Origin of the sequence: Chryseobacterium sp. IHB B 17019 (assembly GCF_001456155.1) — a bacterium.
In the GTDB taxonomy this organism is placed as follows: domain Bacteria; phylum Bacteroidota; class Bacteroidia; order Flavobacteriales; family Weeksellaceae; genus Chryseobacterium.
On the sequence record NZ_CP013293.1, the window covers coordinates 846019 to 864872 of the forward strand.

18 protein-coding genes are annotated in these 18854 nt (G+C 36.5%); 8 read left to right on the forward strand and 10 right to left on the reverse strand.

The genetic code is table 11. The annotated features are described in order from the left end of the window. Window positions 1–6: 6 nt before the first annotated feature. Complete coding sequence (alaS, locus tag ATE47_RS03830; protein WP_062160711.1) at window positions 7–2610, reverse strand: alanine--tRNA ligase; 2604 nt, start codon at window positions 2608–2610, stop codon at window positions 7–9. A gap of 417 nt (window positions 2611–3027) precedes the next feature. Between alaS and ATE47_RS03835 the strand changes: the two genes are divergently transcribed. The 4 genes from ATE47_RS03835 (at window position 3028) to msrB (ending at window position 5509) form a co-directional block, all read left to right on the forward strand. Continuing rightward, complete coding sequence (locus ATE47_RS03835; RefSeq protein ID WP_062160712.1) at window positions 3028–3582, forward strand: sigma-70 family RNA polymerase sigma factor; 555 nt, start codon at window positions 3028–3030, stop codon at window positions 3580–3582. Window positions 3583–3590: 8 nt separating this feature from the next. Next, window positions 3591–3869, forward strand: coding sequence for a hypothetical protein (locus ATE47_RS03840; protein ID WP_062163439.1), 279 nt, complete (start codon window positions 3591–3593; stop codon window positions 3867–3869). Window positions 3870–3945: 76 nt separating this feature from the next. Then, complete coding sequence (locus tag ATE47_RS03845) at window positions 3946–4398, forward strand: DUF417 family protein (RefSeq protein ID WP_062160713.1); 453 nt, start codon at window positions 3946–3948, stop codon at window positions 4396–4398. A gap of 10 nt (window positions 4399–4408) precedes the next feature. Then, entirely contained in the window at window positions 4409–5509 is a 1101-nt protein-coding gene (gene msrB, locus ATE47_RS03850) for a peptide-methionine (R)-S-oxide reductase MsrB (protein ID WP_062163440.1), read from the forward strand. A gap of 53 nt (window positions 5510–5562) precedes the next feature. Here msrB and ATE47_RS19020 read toward each other — a convergent pair whose 3' ends face one another. The 4 genes from ATE47_RS19020 to ATE47_RS03865 form a co-directional block, all read right to left on the reverse strand. Then, complete coding sequence (locus ATE47_RS19020; protein WP_150114774.1) at window positions 5563–5877, reverse strand: hypothetical protein; 315 nt, start codon at window positions 5875–5877, stop codon at window positions 5563–5565. A 5-nt stretch (window positions 5878–5882) separates the two neighbouring features. Then, window positions 5883–6233 carry a hypothetical protein gene (locus ATE47_RS19025; protein WP_150114775.1) on the reverse strand — a complete coding sequence of 117 codons (351 nt, stop codon included), beginning with the start codon at window positions 6231–6233 and terminating at the stop codon, window positions 5883–5885. 86 nt (window positions 6234–6319) lie between these two features. Beyond that, complete coding sequence (locus tag ATE47_RS03860; RefSeq protein WP_062160714.1) at window positions 6320–7162, reverse strand: ABC transporter permease; 843 nt, start codon at window positions 7160–7162, stop codon at window positions 6320–6322. A gap of 2 nt (window positions 7163–7164) precedes the next feature. Beyond that, entirely contained in the window at window positions 7165–8067 is a 903-nt protein-coding gene (locus ATE47_RS03865) for an ABC transporter ATP-binding protein (RefSeq protein WP_062160715.1), read from the reverse strand. Between the two features lie 117 nt (window positions 8068–8184). Here ATE47_RS03865 and ATE47_RS03870 point away from each other — a divergent pair, with 117 nt between their 5' ends. The 3 genes from ATE47_RS03870 (at window position 8185) to ATE47_RS03880 (ending at window position 11558) form a co-directional block, all read left to right on the forward strand. Next, a complete protein-coding gene (locus ATE47_RS03870; RefSeq protein ID WP_062160716.1) occupies window positions 8185–9537 on the forward strand; it encodes an ATP-binding protein in 1353 nt (450 codons plus the stop codon). Between the two features lie 106 nt (window positions 9538–9643). Then, entirely contained in the window at window positions 9644–10756 is a 1113-nt protein-coding gene (prfB, locus tag ATE47_RS03875) for a peptide chain release factor 2 (RefSeq protein ID WP_062160717.1), read from the forward strand. Between the two features lie 85 nt (window positions 10757–10841). Next, window positions 10842–11558 (forward strand): DedA family protein, encoded by a 717-nt coding sequence (locus ATE47_RS03880; RefSeq protein WP_062160718.1) that lies wholly within the window; start codon window positions 10842–10844, stop codon window positions 11556–11558. Between the two features lie 155 nt (window positions 11559–11713). Here ATE47_RS03880 and ATE47_RS03885 read toward each other — a convergent pair whose 3' ends face one another. Continuing rightward, window positions 11714–12583 carry an alpha/beta hydrolase gene (locus tag ATE47_RS03885; RefSeq protein WP_062160719.1) on the reverse strand — a complete coding sequence of 290 codons (870 nt, stop codon included), beginning with the start codon at window positions 12581–12583 and terminating at the stop codon, window positions 11714–11716. Window positions 12584–12817: 234 nt separating this feature from the next. Here ATE47_RS03885 and ATE47_RS03890 point away from each other — a divergent pair, with 234 nt between their 5' ends. After that, entirely contained in the window at window positions 12818–13717 is a 900-nt protein-coding gene (locus tag ATE47_RS03890) for a DUF808 domain-containing protein (protein ID WP_062160720.1), read from the forward strand. A 107-nt stretch (window positions 13718–13824) separates the two neighbouring features. Here the strand turns inward: ATE47_RS03890 and dnaJ are convergent, their stop codons facing one another. The 4 genes from dnaJ to ATE47_RS03910 all read right to left on the reverse strand — a co-directional run bounded on the left by dnaJ (window position 13825) and on the right by ATE47_RS03910 (window position 18781). Beyond that, window positions 13825–14940 (reverse strand): molecular chaperone DnaJ, encoded by a 1116-nt coding sequence (gene dnaJ / locus ATE47_RS03895; protein ID WP_062160721.1) that lies wholly within the window; start codon window positions 14938–14940, stop codon window positions 13825–13827. A 99-nt stretch (window positions 14941–15039) separates the two neighbouring features. After that, the gene (locus ATE47_RS03900) at window positions 15040–15576 is read right to left on the reverse strand and encodes a nucleotide exchange factor GrpE (protein ID WP_062160722.1); all 537 of its coding nucleotides are present in this window, start codon (window positions 15574–15576) and stop codon (window positions 15040–15042) included. 447 nt (window positions 15577–16023) lie between these two features. After that, the gene (locus ATE47_RS03905; protein WP_062160723.1) at window positions 16024–17358 is read right to left on the reverse strand and encodes an Nramp family divalent metal transporter; all 1335 of its coding nucleotides are present in this window, start codon (window positions 17356–17358) and stop codon (window positions 16024–16026) included. Between the two features lie 112 nt (window positions 17359–17470). Next, the gene (locus tag ATE47_RS03910; RefSeq protein ID WP_062160724.1) at window positions 17471–18781 is read right to left on the reverse strand and encodes an OmpA family protein; all 1311 of its coding nucleotides are present in this window, start codon (window positions 18779–18781) and stop codon (window positions 17471–17473) included. Between the last annotated feature and the right edge of the window lie 73 nt (window positions 18782–18854).

The following is an 18854-nucleotide window of genomic DNA, read 5'->3' on the forward strand; positions in this document are numbered from 1 at the left end:
TAATAATTAAATATTTAATGCTTTTTGGTAGGCATTTTCTAATCCGTCAAGATTTTTTCCTCCAGCTGTTGCGAAGCCCGGATTTCCACCGCCGCCGCCTTGGATTTCTTTAGCTAAATCTTTAACGATTGTCCCTGCCTGGTAACTTGCTGCCAAATCATCGGAAACACCAACGGTAATCATCGGTTTGTCGTCTGCATTTGAAAGAATAATTGTCACCGAAGTCGGGATTTCTTTCTTCAACTGGAACACGATATCTTTTACAGAGCCTGCATCCAGAGAGGTTTTCCTCACTAAAAGCTGCTTATCACCTTTTTGTTCGTAAGCATTTTTCCAGTCGCCGATTTCTCCTTTTGCTTTTTCTTTTTTGAAAGCTTCAATTTCTGATTTTAAAGAAGAATTTTCCTCAATTAATTTCTCGATTGATCTTACGACATCTTTAGATTTTAACAATTGAGAAAGCTCAATCATTTGTTTTTCTAAACCTTTGAAATATTCATCAGATTTATCTCCTGAAATAGCTTCAATCCTTCTGATTCCCGCAGCTGCAGAACTTTCGGAAGTAATTTTAAAATGCCCGATTTCACTCGTATTTTTCACGTGAGTTCCACCACAGAGTTCCTTTGAACTTCCGAACTGGATCATTCTTACGCTGTCTCCATATTTTTCACCAAACAAAGCCATTGCACCTTTGTCGATCGCTTCTTTAATCGGGATATTTCTGAATTCCTGTAAAGCAATACTTTCCTTGATTTTTGCATTCACTTTTTCTTCAATCAAAGCCAGCTCTTCTTCCGTCATTTTATTAAAATGCGAGAAGTCAAAACGCAGATAATCAGGACCAACGTAAGAGCCTTTCTGCTCAACGTGAGTTCCCAAAACCTCTCTCAAAGCCTCATGTAAAAGGTGAGTTACCGAGTGATTGGCCTGAGAATTTTTTCTGTCGGTTGCATTTACTTTAGCATAGAAAAGTGCGCCTGCATCTTTCGGAAGACCATTGATTAATGAAATAATTAATCCGTTTTCCTTTTTCGTTTCTAAAACTTCGAAACTTTCAACAGCATTTTCAAGAACGCCTTTATCACCAACCTGTCCACCGCCTTCAGGGTAGAAAGGAGAGTTGCTCAACACAACCTGATAAAATTCGCCGTCTTTATTTTCTACTTTTCTGTATCTTGTAATGTATGTTTCCGCTTCAATTTGGTCGTACCCTACGAAGTTTTCTTCTCTTTCCTCTAAAGTTACCCAATCGTAAACTTTCTGAGCAGAATCAGCTTTTGAACGAAGTTTTTGTTTCTCCATTTCAGCTTCAAATCCTGCTTCATCGATAGTTAAGCCTTTTTCTTCCGCAATAATTCTTGTTAGATCATCAGGGAAACCATAAGTATCATATAATTCAAAAACTTCTTCGCTTGGTAAAACGTTCGAGTTATTTGCAATTGTCTGCTGAATTAATTTTTCAACTCTGATCAAGCCGTTTTCAATTGTTTTTAAGAATGAATCTTCCTCACTTTTAATAACTTCGGTTACCAATTTTCCTTGTTTTCCCAATTCAGGGAAGAATGGTCCCATCTGATCTTTAAGAACTGAAACCAATTCAAAAAGGAAAGGTTCTTTTCTATCTAAAAATCGGTAAGAATAAGAAATGGCCCTTCTCAAAATTCTTCTGATAACGTAGCCTGCGCCTCCGTTTGAAGGCAATTGTCCGTCTGCAATCGCAAAAGAAACCGCCCTGATGTGATCTACCACAACACGGATCGCAATATCTTTTTCGTCTTCTAAAATTCCCGTGTATTTTTTACCTGAAAGCTCTTCAACCTTAGCAATTAAAGGCGTGAAAACATCCGTGTCATAATTGGAAGACTTCCCCTGAAGTGCCATACAAAGACGCTCGAAGCCCATCCCTGTGTCAATATGTTTTGCTGGAAGATTTTCTAATTCTCCGTCTGCCTTACGGTTATATTGCATGAAAACGAGATTCCAGATTTCAACAACTTGAGGGTGGTCATTATTTACCAGTTCAAGCCCTGAAACCTTAGCTTTTTCTTCCGGAGTTCTCAAATCAACATGGATTTCTGAGCAAGGTCCACAAGGTCCGCTCGCACCCATTTCCCAGAAATTATCTTTCTTATTTCCGTTGATTATCCTGTCTTCCGAAATGTGAGATTTCCAGAAGTCATAAGCATCCTGATCTCTTTCCAGATTCTCGGAAGCGTCTCCTTCAAAAATTGTTACATAAATATTTTCTTTCGGAATTCCGTAAACTTCCGTCAACAATTCCCAGGCAAAAGCAATAGCATCTTTCTTAAAGTAATCACCAAAAGACCAGTTCCCCAACATCTCAAACATGGTGTGGTGATAAGTATCTCTACCTACATCATCCAAATCATTATGTTTCCCGGAAACTCTCAGACACTTTTGTGTATCGGCAATTCTTGAGGCGGTAGGTGTCTTGTAGCCTAAGAAAAAATCCTTGAACTGCGTCATTCCTGAGTTGGAAAACATTAGAGTAGGGTCGTCTTTCAGCACAATCGGCGCCGAAGGAACGATAAGGTGGTCTTTACTTTTAAAATAATCTAAAAATTTTTGACGTATCTCTTGTGATGTCATATTATGATTGCTTTGCTTTTTACAAATTTTTGATAAGATGCAAATTTACTATTTTTAGGTGATTTAGTTTTAAATATTTAATACTTTTAAAAAGATTGTTTTAATAGTTTGAAACATTTTTAGGAGCTATTTCCCGCTTTCCGTTGCAATCTTTTTTTTCAAAAAAGGATTTTCACTTCAATCGGGGCTAGGGTTTTTGTCGTTTTTCGATCTGTCACCATTGATTCAACTATAGAGTTTGTCACCCTGAAAGATCTCAACAGTTGAAAGGGAAGAATCTTTTCATAATAATCCTAATACTTTGTTGAGATCCTTTCAGGTGACAACTCAGCGTTTTCATATTATAGTAAACAAAACTTTGCGCTTTTCCGTTTAACTTATTATCTTCGTTACCATCTGAAAAGATAAAGTTTTAATATGACGAAAAATGAAACGATAAAAAGCTGGGTAGAGCAATACTCAGGGCCATTGCTGAGACGGGCGGTCTACCTGCTGTCGGATAAAGTGGAGGCAGAAGATGTTGTTCAGGAAGTTTTTATTGCTGCTGTTTCGTCTTTTGATTCTTTTGAGGGTAAAAGCCAGCCTTTGACTTGGCTGATGACAATTCTAAACAGAAAAGTTGCCGATTTTTACCGTAGAAAATATAAATCTGACCCCCAAATAAACCTCGATCATTTTTTTGACGAAACCGGTTCGTGGAAAAATAATAATGTTCTGAATGATTGGGATGCTTCAAGCAAAGAAACCGAGCTTCTGGATGATAAAGATTTTAATAAAACATTGGAAGATTGTATTGAGGATTTGCCCTCCAGATGGAAAATCCCCATGAAAATGTATTATCTTGAAGAAAAAAAAGCACCGGAAGTGAGTCAGGAATTAAATATTTCTACGACTAATCTTTGGAAGATCTTACAGCGAAGCAGAATGCAATTGAGAGAATGTCTGGAATTTAACTGGTTTGCAAAGTTATAATGATTGAAATGTTAAAAAAAATTATACATATTATATTTTTACCATGCAGTGAAGCTACTTTACTCATGGAAAAACGAAATGCCGAAAACATTTCTCCGAAAGAGAACTGGAAACTTAACCTGCATTTAAAAATCTGTAAATGGTGCAGGGCGTATAAAGAAAAACTCGAAATTCTTGATGATATTTTAAAAAGAAAATTTTATCAGGAACAAGAAAAACAAACTGTTAATGATTCTGAAATTCAGGGGTTTAAAAATAAAATACTCGGAAATTTAGATATTAAATAAAAATTGTGTCAGGATTTTGAAATGGTTCCGACTATACTTTTGAAAATAATAAAGTATCAATTCAAAATCTTAAAATATGAACGGAACTACACCAATGACCAGCCAACGGAGCCCGACTTATAAGCTCGGTTATTACACTTCACTTTTCGGGGCGGCACTTATTTTACTCTGGATCGGAATTTTCAAATTCACGCCCACAGAAGCTGCAGCAATAAAACCTTTAGTAGAAAACCACTTTCTTACTTTTTGGATATATAAAACTCTCAGTATTCAGACTGTGTCAAATGCTATCGGAGTGATAGAAATTATCATTGCTTTACTTTTACTATTTAGTGTGAAATTTGCATCACTAAAGAAGTTTGCCGGAATCGGGATGATCATCACTTTTCTGGTCACACTGAGCTACCTGTTTACAACTCCCGGAGTTTGGAAAATAGTAGATGGAGTGCCCATCACAGATTTTTTCATCTTAAAAGATCTGATGCTTTTAGGATTTGGATTAATGATTTTAAATGAAAAAAATGAATAAAAAGATAAAAATGAAAAATATACTAATATTACTCGGAATGTTTCTGGGAATAGCAGTTTTTGCGACAAGCTGTGGAGATGCAAAGTCAAAATCCACATCAATAAAAAAAGAAAATGAGACCAATATGGATACTAAAAATGTAAAAGAAATTTATTTTGCAGGGGGATGTTTTTGGGGAACAGAGCACTTTTTTCAACAGGTTCGTGGTGTTGTGGGAACAGAAGTTGGATATGCCAACGGAAACAAGCAAAATCCTACGTATGAGGAAGTTGTAAGTCATTCAACAGGTTTTGCGGAAACCGTAAAAGTGAAATATGATCCTGAACAAGTGGATTTAAAACTGTTGATTAACCTTTATTTTAAAACAATCGACCCTACGAGCTTAAACAAACAGGGGAACGACAGAGGCGACCAGTACAGAACAGGAATTTATTCCACCGATAAGGAAACGGAAGCTATTGTAAAAACGGAAGTTGAAAAACTGGCTAAAAATTACAGCAAACCGGTTGTTGTAGAAACAATTCCTTTGAAAAATTTCTATAAAGCGGAAGACTATCACCAGGATTATCTGGATAAAAATCCGGGCGGTTATTGTCACATCGAGCCGGGACTTTTTGAAATGGCAAGAAATGCAAACCCGCTTCCAAAAAAGGAAACAAAATTCCAAAAGCCGGACAAAAAAGTTTTGAAAGAAAAATTAACTGCCGAACAATACAATGTAACCCAGGAAAACGGTACGGAAAAACCCTTCCAGAATGAATATTGGGACGAAACCCGTGAAGGAATTTATGTAGATATTACAACGGGCGAACCATTATTTATTTCAACAGATAAGTTTGAATCCGGTTGTGGATGGCCAAGCTTTTCTAAGCCGATTACAAAAAAAGTAGTTGATGAAAAATTGGACAAATCCCACGGAATGACACGGGTTGAAGTGAGAAGTAAAACGGGAGATGCACATTTGGGACATGTTTTCAATGACGGACCGGAGGATAAAGGCGGACTTCGTTACTGTATCAATAGCGCATCGCTGAAATTTATCCCGAAAGCAGAAATGAAAGATAAGGGTTACGGAGAATATATTTCTTTACTCGAAACAGAGAAGAAATAATGTAGATGTGAAAGTGATTGAAGGACTGTCGAAAGGCAGTCTTTTTTTTGTTTTTAATTTAATAGGAACCTTTCTTTAATGCTCAACATGGATATATTTAAAAATAAGAGAAATCCAAAGATAATTATAAAAGTTCCCTTCGGAAGGTTAGAAATATCTTCAAAAAACGTTTGATAATATTGTCCATTGATAAAAGCATAAATTTTGTCTCTCAGAGTAGGTTCTTCAAAGGTGACAATTACATCATCACACAAAAGGCATCCAAATTTTTCTTCTTTAGCATTTGGATCTATATAGTTTATAGTAGCAAATAAGTGGCCTGTCTTTTCTAAATCAATAGTGTAAGTTTCTTGTCTTGCAATTGCCATGTCATTTAATAAAGATACAAATCTCCGAAAGTGTTTTTATTTGTAAGAATAAATTCTATTCCTGTATTTTTTTCATTTCTTTTTTGAAGAGCTTTTACTTCGGAAACATATAGTCTTGAGTTTTCCTTTGCTTTGGCAGGATCTACTTTTATCTTTTTATATTTCCAGTCTCTTAATGACTCAAAAGTAAAATTAAGATTATTTTTATCCTGTACTAACTTTGCCGGAAGCCCAATATCAATTAAGTTATAACTCGTTTTATCAATATGCGGACTTATATAATACCAAAACAAAACAGGAATCAATAAAGCACTTATCAATCCCGGAACGTAATATATTTTTTTCAGTGATATCATTTAGATAAAATTAATAAAAAAAGTGATCCGAAACCGAACCACTTAAATTTTAATATTTAAATCCTTAAATCTTTCAATTCTAAACCTTACCAATCTCTTTTTCTCAAAATCCAATACGATCCGAATATGAAAATTGCACACCAAACAAGACACGCAATCATGCTTTCCGTAGGGTAGTGGAATTCATATTTCCCAAACATTTTTAGCATATTCAGTCTCATCATCGGGTTTGGGATAAGGCTGGACATACTTTCTAATGGTAAAAGATGGGTGATGAAAAAATCGTTCTGAAGCACCTCATTTCTCTGTGGACCCTGCATTCCGCTTACTTTTGTGAAGGTTTCTACGGCTGTTAAAATACCTTCAACAATCCAGAAAACGAAAAGAGCAAGAAATACAAAAACCGATTTTCTCAGTAAAATAGAAAGAAACATCAGGAAACAAAAGAAAGTAAACAGCTTCACAAAATAATTTCCGATGAAGAAAATTTCTTCAAAAACCTTTGCAGATTCCGTTGTATCCGAATATTGATATCCTAAAAACATCGTGATCCCAAATACAATTATCGTAGAAACAATCGTGAAAATGCTTATTGTTAGTAATTTTGAACTGATAAATTCTTTTCTGCTCAATCCATCAATTGTATTCTGCTTAAACATTCGGTTGCTGAATTCCTGTGAAATCGAGAAGACAATGATTAATCCTAAGAAAATTTTCAATATAGCAACAATCCATGTCGTGAAATTCCAGATTTCCGGAAAATTATATATTCCTTGCTCTTTCAGATTAATTGTTGAGCCACCTAGATCAAAATCAACCAGACCGATAAACAGTAATGCGATCAGGATGGCAAAATAAAGGGTCGTGAAAATCTTGAACGGTCTGTAGTTCAGATTTTTGTAGTATTCTAGTTTTAATAATTTAATCATGATTATTTTGTGTTTTTTACAAGTTCAAGGAATTGAGTTTCAAGCGATTCTTTTTTCTTGGTCAAATGAGACAGGAAAATACCTTTTTCAGCCAGTTTTTGGTTTAAAGCAGAAGCTGAAATCGAAGCGTCGTCACGAATCTGGGCTTTGATAATCTCACCATCCTTATTAATGGAATTAAACCATTGAAGTTCTTCCAAAGCGCTCAGAAGCAGGGTGTTGTTATCTGCTTTTAATTCAAAATAACCATTGTTAGCAGTCATTTCATCCACCCTTCCGGAATAGATGGAATTCCCTTCTTTTAAAACAATCACATGGCTGCAGATCTTTTCGATCTCGTCCAAAAGGTGGCTTGCAATAATGATAGTAATTCCTTGTTTTGCAATACTATTAATGATGTCCCGGATCTGGATGATTCCTTCAGGATCAAGGCCGTTGGTAGGCTCGTCCAGAATCAGAACTTCAGGGTTGTTAAGCAAGGCCGATGCGATGGCAAGACGTTGTTTCATCCCTAATGAATAGGTTTTGAAAGGATCTTTTTTTCTTTCCAACAACCCGACTGTTTTCAAAACTTCGTCAATTCTTGCTTGAGGCGTTCCTTTGATTTCGGCTACAATCTTCAGATTGGTTTCTGCGCTTAAATAAGGATAAAAGTTCGGCTGCTCAATAATGGCCCCGATTCTTTTTAAGGTGTCCGGATCGGTGCCTCTTTTTCCAAACCAGTACCATTCGCCACTGGTAGGATTAATGGTTGAAAGCAACATCCCGAAAGTGGTGGACTTTCCGCTTCCGTTTGGTCCCAGAAGTCCGTAAACATTACCTTTTTCTACATCAAAGGAGATGTTGTTTACAGCAATTCTCTTGAATTTTTTAGTCAAATTCTTTACTGACAAAATTTTTTCCATGTAATTTGTTTTACATAGTAGTAGTGTATGTAATTTACAAAATGTTACAAATTATATCATAGATCAATAAAATTTACTATTTAAAAATGCTAAATTTGATTGAATTAATCGGTAATTATGAAGTTAATTGAACTGGCGAAAGAACTTAATGTTTCTGCCGAAGCTATAAAACAATTTATCCAGGATTTTGATCTTGAGCTGGGCGTTTGTATCAGTACAGATTTTGAGATTAAAAAAGATTTTGAAAAATTTGCCCGCGAAAATGTAGATTTTTTAAGACTTTACGAAAAAGATCTCGACAAGACCAAAACCTTGGAGCAGATTGCGGAAACCATTCATCAGCCAAAGGAAAAGGTAGAAAAGGCAATTAAGGAAATCAACCCTAATATTTTTGATAACGGATTTTTCAAATCATCAATTTCAAGCTACGGAATTGATAACAGACTGGGTGGAAATTATCAATTTGTCTATAATTATTTTGGACAGAAAACGAGCCTTCAACATAGGGATTTTATTGGGTACAGAGACTTGTTCTTCTATATATCAAGTGTGCTGGAACCTTTCTTAAATCCGCAACAGATCAAGGATTGGGGGATCAACAAGCCTGCCGGAATCGTTTTGTACGGGCCTCCGGGAAGCGGTAAAATTTTCTGGGCCAATAAAATTGCGGAAATTATCAACTATAAATTCAAAGAAGTAAAAAAACATTATCTGGGAACTTCTTTTGTAGACGGAAATAAGACCAATTTTAATGATTTTCTGGTGACCATGATGCGGGACGAAAAAGTACTGCTTTTCCTCGATGATTTTGATGAAATAATGATGGAAAGAAAAGCTGAAACAGATGTTGCTTCCTGTAATCTTGAAACTCAGGAAATTCTTCTCCATTACATCAGTAAGTTTGAAAAAGAAGATGTACTGATGGTAGGATCGGCAAAATCCATTGCGGAAATTGATGAGGAAATTCTTGCTCCGGGAAGGTTTGATGTTGTAATTCCGGTTTTTCCACCGAATGCTTCCGAACGTTCGGAAATTATTTTATATGCAATAACGAAAGGGCTTGAAGAAGATTCATTGTTGTATAAAATTCTCAAAAAGAACAAAGCCGATAAAATTCCTTTCTGGAACGAAATCTCTTCCCAGATGAAGGTTTTCAGCAATACAATGATTATTGATTTTACACAAAGTTTAAAAAAGAGAATTAAAGACATTTATCAAAAAACAAAAAACGAAAATTTAGAAATCAGTCAAAGCCTTCTGAATAAAGCATTAAGAGATGCAAAAGGAAAACTTACCGAAGAATATCTGGATCAGATTTCGGTATTTTTGAGAGATGTTATTGTTAATAATTTTGATCAGTTTCAAATGAGGATTAAAGCACTGAAAACCGAGCTGGATACTTACAGAGTGGTGGAAGAACCGAGAAGAGTAATTGGTTTTCCGCATAATGACGGGGAAAATAAAGTTTGATTTTTAATTGAAATTGTTATTTGATGTTTATTTTAAATTAAAACAATCTAAGTGCTCAGAAATCTTTTGGAAATAAAATTCCTTATTTTTGCAAAAATAAAAATTCGTGATCAACAACGACCAGATAAAAGAAATTCAATCCAGAATTGATGATTTACATAAATATCTTCAGATCGACAAAAAGAAGATAGAAATATCTAATGATGATGAAAAAACGGCTGCACCGGAATTTTGGGATAATCCCAAAACCGCTGAAGCATTCCTGAAACAGCTTCGTTCCAAGAAAAAATGGGTGGAAGCGTATGACGAAATCGATACTCAGTTTGAAGACCTGCAGGTTTTAGCAGATTTTGCCAAAGAAGATCCTGATTCTGAGAAAGAATTAGATACAGCTTTCCCTCAATTAGTGGAAAAAATCGAAGATCTAGAATTCAAGAACATGCTTTCTAACGAAGGTGATGAACTTTCTGCTGTGCTTCAGATTACAGCTGGAGCAGGTGGTACGGAAAGTTGCGACTGGGCTTCCATGCTGATGAGAATGTACACCATGTGGGCGGAAAAGCAAGGTTATAAAATCCGTGAACTGAACTACCAGGAAGGCGATGTTGCAGGTGTAAAAACCGTTACGCTGGAAATCGAGGGAGAATTTGCCTTTGGGTACCTGAGAGGTGAAAATGGAGTTCACAGGCTTGTAAGAATTTCTCCTTTTGATTCTAATGCAAAGCGCCATACAAGCTTCGTTTCAGTGTACGTCTATCCTTTGGTAGATGATACCATCGAAATCAATATCAATCCTGCAGATATCTCGTTTGAAACGATGAGGTCTTCAGGAGCGGGAGGTCAGAACGTAAACAAAGTTGAAACGGCGGTTCGTCTTCGTCACGCGCCGACCGGAATTATCATTGAAAACTCGGAATCCCGTTCACAGCTTCAGAATAAGGAAAAAGCCATGCAGTTGCTTCGTTCGAGGCTTTATGAAATGGAGTTGGAAGAGCGTCTGAAAGCGCGTAACGAGATCGAAGCCAATAAGATGAAGATCGAGTGGGGAAGCCAGATCAGAAACTATGTGATGCATCCGTATAAATTGGTGAAAGATGTGCGTTCCGGATACGAAACTTCGGATGTTGATGCTGTGATGAACGGAAATATCACGCCATTCCTGAAAGCGTTTCTGATGGCGGACGGGACAGCGGTTTCAGATGATGATTTGGACTTGTAAAGGGGATGATTAAATTTAGTTAAAATCTTATAATATATTTCCATTTGACGTTTATTAATCCTATTTTTGTTACTTATCAAAACGTATGGAAGATTTCAATAGTTGGAAAGATTTATTAAATCCGGAATTTTATATTAAACTTGGAGGATTTTGGCTTATTTTGTTTATTATTTTCGCGGAAACAGGACTTTTTATAGGATTTTTTTTACCGGGAGACTCTTTACTTTTCGTTTCTGGAATTTATGCTGTTGATATCATCAAAGAGACTTTTGGCTCCACGGGGAGCGATTTTCTTGATACGTTTATTTTAGCTTCGGCGGTAGCTGTGGCTGCTATTATTGGAAATGAGGTAGGTTATTATTTCGGAAGAAAAACCGGAGGTGCATTATATAAAAAACAGGATACAATGCTTTTCAAGAAAAAATACCTGTATCAGGCTCATGATTTCTTTGAGAAAAATGGTGCGTTGGCGATTATTATGGCGAGATTTTTACCTGTTGTAAGGACTTTTACACCAATTGTTGCGGGAATTGTGAAGATGGATAAAAAAGATTTCTTGAGGGATAATATTATTGGTGCTGTTTTATGGTCATTCTTGTTGATTTTTGCAGGACATTATCTTGATAAATTATTCATTGAGCAGTTTGGTATTGATTTAAAGAAAAAGCTAGAATTAATCATTATCGTAATTGTTTTAGTAACCACTTTGCCGATAATCTTCAAATTCTTATTCGGGAAAAAACAGGATTTTTCAAAATATGAAAATCACAATTTTGATGAAGACGAAGAAGAAAACAAATAAGATTTAATTACAAATTATACTCATAACCTGCTTTTGAAGCGGGTTATTTTTTTGTTTAAGTAATAAATGATTTCTTATTGATGGTCTTGTTGAATAAAGAGATTCTTCCTTCGTCAGAATGACAAACGCAACAACTAACTTCTAATTTCTAGCTTCTAAAACTTAATCCAATTTAAAATATTAGGATAAATAATACTGTCTCTTTTTCTTTTGCTGAAAAACCTCGGTGCGTGGCCTGTATTTTCCATAAAGATTAACTTATGCGGAATATCTCTCGCTTTTAAGGCCGAGTCTAATGCTAATCCCTGACGTTGATTCACGAGGAAATCCTGATTTCCCTGAAAAAGCAGTGTAGGGACATTAGAAATATTAGCGATTGGGCTTGCTTTTTTAAATTCCTCAGACAAATTCTTGCGATGAAATTTCTCTCCCACCACTTTTTGAACGGTTGGAGAAGAATATTTAGAGTAAAAAGAATTCAAGTATTCCGGTGAATAAAAATCTGTCGGGCCGCTCAATGAGATTATTTTTTTAATCTGATCGGGATTCTGATAGCCATATAATAAAGCAAGGTGTCCACCAGCACTTTCACCAAGAAGAATATAATTGTTGGGTTCAAGCTCAGCTTTTTGAGCCAGGGAATTGAATTTCAAAATAGCGGAATTGATATCTTCCAATTGCTCTCGATAAGTAATTTTCTTGGATTTTGAAACCAGCCTGTAATTCATATTGATGCTCGGAATATTATTCTTAAAAAGCATTTTTTGAATCTGGATCATGTGTTCTTTACGTCCGTATTTCCAGCCGCCGCCGTGTAAAATTAAGATTACGGGAGAGTTTTCAGCGTAGCTTGACGGAAGAAAAACATCCATTTTCTGTTTTTTATGCTCGCCGTATTTTAAGTTGTAGATTTTCTGATCATTATTTGTTCCTACCCAAACCCTGAATTTCGAATTGCAGGAATTTAAAACAAAGCCAATCAATCCTAAAACGAAGAAATGGTATTTAAGAATCAGCTTTTTCATAGAATAAAATTACAGAAATTTAATTTAAAATCTAAAGTTAAAAAAATGATATTACACAGCTATTTCCGTCTTTGACTTGTTGTAGAAACGGTATTATTTTGAGTAAAAGATACAAGAATCATATTTGATTAAATTTTAGCAAGAATTAATTTAAATAAACCCGGTTTAATCATATTATTAACCAAATTAAATAATTATTTTTGCTCTTTAACAATCATTAAAAAACATTAAAATATGGCATCTGGTTTCTTTGCAATTTTGGATGATATCGCAGCTTTGATGGATGATGTGGCTGTAACGAGTAAAATAGCTACCCAAAAAACAGCAGGAATTTTAGGGGACGATCTGGCTGTAAATGCTGAAAAGGCAACGGGGTTTCTTTCTTCACGGGAAATTCCGGTTTTGTGGGCGATCACAAAGGGCTCATTCATCAACAAATTGATCATTCTGCCTGTTGTATTTTTGCTCAACTGGCTGTATTCTCCGGCAATTAATTACGTATTGATTCTGGGAGGATTGTATCTGGCTTTTGAGGGTGTTGAAAAAATTATTGAATTCCTTTTTCACCGCGAAAAAGAAGGTCATGAAGTGGTGGAAGAAATTATAGAAGACGAAAAAAGCGACGAAGATATAGAAAAATCAAAAATAAAATCGGCCATTACCACAGATTTTATTTTATCAATTGAAATTGTAATCATTGCTTTGGGGACGGTTTTGGAAGAAAATCACCCTTTCATTACACAGATTTTGGTAACGAGCCTGGTGGCATTCATTGCGACTGTAGGTGTTTACGGAATTGTTGCTTTGATCGTAAGAATGGATGATGCAGGATTTAAATTAATTAAAAAAAGTAATGATAAAGGATTCTTTGGAAAGCTTGGACATTTTTTGGTGAAGGCTTTGCCTATTGTTATTAAGGCTTTGGGGATTATCGGTACAATTGCCTTGATCATGGTAGCCGGAGGTATTTTTGCCCATAGAATAGAATTTCTACACCATGTTTTACCTTCATGGTCTTCTAATGAGATTCTGACTATTTTAAAAGAAATTATTCTTGGTCTTGTAGGAGGATTAGGTGCTGTTTTGCTTTTCACTATGGGAAAAGGGGTTGTTTCTTTGGTGAAGAAAAAGTAATAAGATTATATTAAAATGAGAGAGGCGGCTTTGATTATTGAAGCCACCTCTCTCATTTTAATCTATGCAAAAAAAAAGAGACTTAAAAAAGTCCCTTTAAATATATTTTAATTGAATAGATCTTTCACCTTATCAAAGAAAGTTTTTTCTTTCCCGGAAGGTTCTGCGATCATTTCTCCGCTTTCCATTTGCTTTTCGAAGAAATCTTTTTGTTCTTTCGTAAGCTTTTGTGGAGTCCATACATTGATATGGATGAACATATCGCCTTTTCCGTAGCTGTCAATACTTGGAAGACCTTTTCCTGCCAGTCTTAAAATTTTTCCGGATTGAGTTCCAGGATCAACGGTGATTTTCACTTTTCCTCCAACGGTCGGAACCTCTTTTTTCGTTCCCAAAGCAGCTTCAGCAAACGAAATATACAATTCCTGATGAAGATTATCGCCTTCTCTTTTAATTACTTTGTCAACTTCCTCTTCGATGATGACCAAAAGATCCCCCGGAATACCTCCAAAAGGAGCATCATTACCCTTTCCTCTTACATTAAGCTGAATTCCGTCTCTTGCACCTGCCGGAATATTGATTGATATTTCTTCCTCATCCTTTACAAGACCCTGAGCATTGGCTCCAGCCGGTATTTTATCTGCAACTTTTCCTATTCCCTGACAAGTTCCACAAGTCGTCTGAGTCTGCATCTGGCCAAACATCGTGTTCATCACTTTCATTTGAACTCCGGAACCCCCACAGGTAGGGCAGGTTTTTGAAGTGGCACCTTCCGCCATCTTCATTTTTCTTACTTTGATGGTTTTTTGTGTTCCGTTGACCATTTCTTCAAGGTTCAGCTTGATTCTGATTCTCAAATTAGAACCTTTCACCTGCTGACGACCTCCGCCGCCACCAAAACCGCCGAATCCACCACCGAAAATATCCCCGAACTGACTGAAAATATCTTCCATGTTCATTCCGCCACCGAAGCCACCGCCTCCAAAGCCGCCGTTTCCGCCAACTCCTGCGTGACCGAACTGATCGTATCTAGCACGTTTTTGCTCGTCACTCAAAACTTCGTAAGCTTCTGCCGCTTCTTTGAATCTATCTTCAGCTTCCTTATCTCCCGGATTTTTATCAGGGTGATATTTGATAGCCATTTTACGGTACGCTTTCTTTATTTCGTCGGCTGATGCAGATTTGCTGATTTCAAGAACTTCGTAATAATCTCTTTTTGACATGTCGTTTTATAATTGATTATTGATAAATGATAAAAGATATTTTAATTTAATAAGTGAAGTTGATCATCAATTATCACTCATCATTTATCATTTATTAATTTAATTTCCTGTAACTACTTTTGCAAAACGGATCACCTTATCACCTAAAGTATATCCCGTTTCGATTACATCTACGATTTTCCCTTTCAAATCTTCTGAAGGCGCAGGAATCTGAGTAATAGCCTCGTGGAAGTCAACGTTGAAGCTGTCTCCGGCCTTTACTTCCATTGCTTTTAAGCCCTTTTCAGTTAATCTGTTTTTGAATTTCTGATAAATCAACTCAACACCTTGAAGGTCAGTTGGATTACCGTTTTTAGCGATTTCTTTTAAAGCTCTTTCAAAATCATCCAACACACCAAGCATTGAGATCATCATGTCCTGATTGGCATATTGGAAAAACTCCATTTTCTCTTTTGAAGTTCTTTTTTTATAGTTTTCGAATTCTGCGTATAATCTTATGTAACGGTCTTTTTCTTCTGCCAAAAGTTCCTCTGCAGTTGGTTTTGCTGTCACATTGTCTTCTGATATAGCTTCGTTCTGAATGTTTGTATCTTCCTGATTATTGATGCTTTCTTCGTTAATATCCTGATTTTCCATAATTCAATATTTATTTTCATTATTCTTTGACAAAGACTCTGCCAAAGAAAAAACCGTGACATTTAGTCAGAATTTAAGGATTAATTATTAGATGGATCGTTAATTTTTTTAGGAGCTATTTCCCGCTTTTCGCACTCGCTATTTTCTGGGATTTCTGGGCGGCGGCAAAGCCGCCGCCCAGAAATCCCAGAAAATGAGCTCAGACAAATGCTACAATCGGGGCTAGGGTAGTAGGATTGGTGGCTTCGAGAACCTCAACCACCATAGAAATCGTGTTCCTTTCAGTCATTGCGAGGAGCGAAGCGACAAAGCAATCTCAGGTTTTCAATAATGAATTACTTGAATTAATTCTAGCAAAGGATTGCTTTGTCGCTTCTGAATTTTATTGCAGACCTCTGGTCTGTTCGCAATGAATAATCTAAAATCCAAATTTAAAATTAATCTAAATCATTCCCCAAAAAACGTCTGATACAAAAGGTAAAGATTTAAAATAATAATAACGAATGAAATAATCCAAACGCAGATTTTCAAAAATGACTTATTCACGAATTCACCCATTTTCGCTTTATCACTTGTAAACATTACCAGAGGAACAACCGCAAAACTCAATTGCATTGATAAAATTACCTGACTTAAAACCAATAGATCAGTCGTTCCTTTTTCGCCGTAAATTATGGCGACAATTAAGGCTGGAATTACAGCAATTAATCGGGTAATTAACCGTCTTAGCCAAGGTTTTAACCTAATATTTAAAAAGCCTTCCATTACAATTTGTCCGGCAAGAGTTCCTGTGAGGGTAGAATTTTGCCCCGAAGCCAGTAATGCAATCGCAAACGCAATACTTGCCATAGAAGCACCTAAAATCGGGGTCAGCATTTTGTACGCGTCGTGAATATCAGCAACGTGCTTGTTTCCTGTAGTATGGAAAGTAGCAGCGGCAAGTATTAAAATAGCTCCATTAATGAAAAAAGCCAGCATCAAAGATACGGTACTGTCTAAAGTTGCAAATTTTATCGCTTCTTTCTTTCCCTCTCTGTCACGCGTATAATCCCTGGTCTGGACAATACTGCTGTGGAGATATAGGTTGTGGGGCATTACTGTTGCACCCAAAATCCCGATGGCAATATAAAGCATCGCAGGATTCTGAATAATTTCTTTTTGTGGAACTAATCCACCTAAAATTTCATTAAAAGCCGGTTGGGAAATGATAATTTCATATATAAAACAAGCCAAAATGATGAAAATCAATCCACCGACAATACTTTCTATCCACCGGAAACCTTTAGCTTGCAGAAGAAGAATAATTAGCACATCAACTGTTGTGATGACAATTCCCCACGTGAGAGGAATATGGAATAGAAGATTAAGGGCAATCGCAGAACCAATGACTTCCGCCAGATCACAGGCGGCAATGGCAATTTCACAAAAGAACCAAAGAATATAGTTAGTTGTAGGGCTAAAATGATCCCTGCAGGCCTGTGCCAGATCTCTTTCTGCAACAACTCCCAATTTTACAGATAAATGCTGCAAAACCATCGCAAAAACATTTGAAATTAAAATAACTGAAAGCAAGGCATACCCAAACTGAGCACCTCCGGCAATATCAGTCGCCCAATTTCCAGGATCCATATAGCCGACAGCAACCATCAGCCCCGGACCTGCAAATGCTAAATATTTCCTCCAAAAGCTTGCGTTTTTGGGGATTTTTATTGAAGAATAAACCTCAGATAAGGAATGTGATGTTTTTTCTTTTCGCCAAGCGGGCTTTAAATTTAAATTCATAAATGTTAGAAATGACTAACAAATTTAATTAAATAAATGTAAACAGAAAAATCAAGACACAAAAAATCCCGAAAAATTATTTCCGGGATTGTATTTATTTAAATTTGAAAGATTATTTTGCAAATCTTACAGACATTTTTCTGTCGCTCGCTCTTTCGGTATCAGAAGCGGTTGCGTCTACTTTTGCAAACTGGCTTCCGTATCCTTCTGCTCCAAGAACTTGTCCGCCAACTCCTTGTTTATCCAGCCAGTTTTTGATGTAATTGGCTCTGTCGGCAGAAAGTTTTACATTCTTGGCTTCATCACCTGTTTTGTCTGTATAACCTCCGATTTTTATTTTTGCATCAGGATAAGCTTTTAAAATTGCTACTAAATTCTGAAGCTGTCCTTCCGAACCTGCTTCCAATTGATTTCCGCTACCAATTTTAAAATTAACATGATCAAAATCAAACCATTGATTTTTTAAGGCATCATCATTGGTAGCATTGGTATAAGCTCCGGATTTCATGAAATTAATCATCTGATCCTCCATTCCTCCTTTGTAGCCTTTAAGGGTTGTACCGTTTAAATCAATATTTTCATCCACTTTTCCGGAAGTTGCTGAAGTTGACATTGAAGCGGTGTCTGTTGGCGAAACCGCAGCAGCCGTATCGCGGATAACATCCGTAGAATCAGTAGTAGACGATACTGTTGTTGCTTTATTTTTATCGCATTGCTTCCAAAGGAAATAAGCCGCTGCAATTAACAGTAAAAGCGGAAGAAGCCATTTCCAGATTGAGCCTCCGCCGTCATTGGTATTTCTGTCCGGGAAAGTTCCGGTAGGCGTTGTACTTCTGGTAACTTCTATGGCCGGTTCTTCCTGAGAAGGGGTTTTGATCTGGTCATTATCATTGTCGAATTTATACCTTGCCGCCCAGTCTCCTACATTCAAAGAAGCCAAAGAAAGTCCGGCAGGTAACAATGATGAAACAATCCCTTTTTGGTCATCCAGAAGTTTTGAAATCCCGGATTGATCCAGATTATTATCAGCAGCGTATTTCCCGATAGTTCCTACAGTAGCGCCTGTAACCAGATTAAGCAAAGAGCTTGAAGAATTGTTGCTGATGCCTGCATACGTTGCAATAGCATTTACCACTCCGCTCACTTTATCTCCAAAAAGAGAGGTCAATAAACCGGAAATCCATGTGTTGTTGGAAGAATCTCCCATCAGGTTTCCCAGAATTCCGCTTGAGGAAGCTGTTGTAATAGCATTCAGGACACCCTGGTTGTTTGAATTGTTTGCCAATCCTCCCACTACAGCGGGTAATAGTCCTCCAATTGCTTTCGAAATTCCGGACTCACTTTCTCCGTACTGAGATGCAGCCTGAGTGACCAAAGCAGGGCCTAGCTGGCCTTTAATTAAATCAATGACATTTAAAGACATAATAAATTATTTTGAGATTAATGTTGTATAAATTTAAACAAAATTATCTTTAAATGTTAATTTCAAAAAAAAA

Coding starts and splice junctions, on each gene's coding strand:
- alaS (WP_062160711.1), bottom strand. CDS start 2,610: ATGACATCACAAGAGATACGTCAAAAATTTTTAGATTATTTTAAAAGT.
- ATE47_RS03835 (WP_062160712.1), top strand. CDS start 3,028: ATGACGAAAAATGAAACGATAAAAAGCTGGGTAGAGCAATACTCAGGG.
- ATE47_RS03840 (WP_062163439.1), top strand. CDS start 3,591: ATGTTAAAAAAAATTATACATATTATATTTTTACCATGCAGTGAAGCT.
- ATE47_RS03845 (WP_062160713.1), top strand. CDS start 3,946: ATGAACGGAACTACACCAATGACCAGCCAACGGAGCCCGACTTATAAG.
- msrB (WP_062163440.1), top strand. CDS start 4,409: ATGAAAAATATACTAATATTACTCGGAATGTTTCTGGGAATAGCAGTT.
- ATE47_RS19020 (WP_150114774.1), bottom strand. CDS start 5,877: ATGGCAATTGCAAGACAAGAAACTTACACTATTGATTTAGAAAAGACA.
- ATE47_RS19025 (WP_150114775.1), bottom strand. CDS start 6,233: ATGATATCACTGAAAAAAATATATTACGTTCCGGGATTGATAAGTGCT.
- ATE47_RS03860 (WP_062160714.1), bottom strand. CDS start 7,162: ATGATTAAATTATTAAAACTAGAATACTACAAAAATCTGAACTACAGA.
- ATE47_RS03865 (WP_062160715.1), bottom strand. CDS start 8,067: ATGGAAAAAATTTTGTCAGTAAAGAATTTGACTAAAAAATTCAAGAGA.
- ATE47_RS03870 (WP_062160716.1), top strand. CDS start 8,185: ATGAAGTTAATTGAACTGGCGAAAGAACTTAATGTTTCTGCCGAAGCT.
- ATE47_RS03880 (WP_062160718.1), top strand. CDS start 10,842: ATGGAAGATTTCAATAGTTGGAAAGATTTATTAAATCCGGAATTTTAT.
- ATE47_RS03885 (WP_062160719.1), bottom strand. CDS start 12,583: ATGAAAAAGCTGATTCTTAAATACCATTTCTTCGTTTTAGGATTGATT.
- ATE47_RS03890 (WP_062160720.1), top strand. CDS start 12,818: ATGGCATCTGGTTTCTTTGCAATTTTGGATGATATCGCAGCTTTGATG.
- dnaJ (WP_062160721.1), bottom strand. CDS start 14,940: ATGTCAAAAAGAGATTATTACGAAGTTCTTGAAATCAGCAAATCTGCA.
- ATE47_RS03900 (WP_062160722.1), bottom strand. CDS start 15,576: ATGGAAAATCAGGATATTAACGAAGAAAGCATCAATAATCAGGAAGAT.
- ATE47_RS03905 (WP_062160723.1), bottom strand. CDS start 17,358: ATGAATTTAAATTTAAAGCCCGCTTGGCGAAAAGAAAAAACATCACAT.
- ATE47_RS03910 (WP_062160724.1), bottom strand. CDS start 18,781: ATGTCTTTAAATGTCATTGATTTAATTAAAGGCCAGCTAGGCCCTGCT.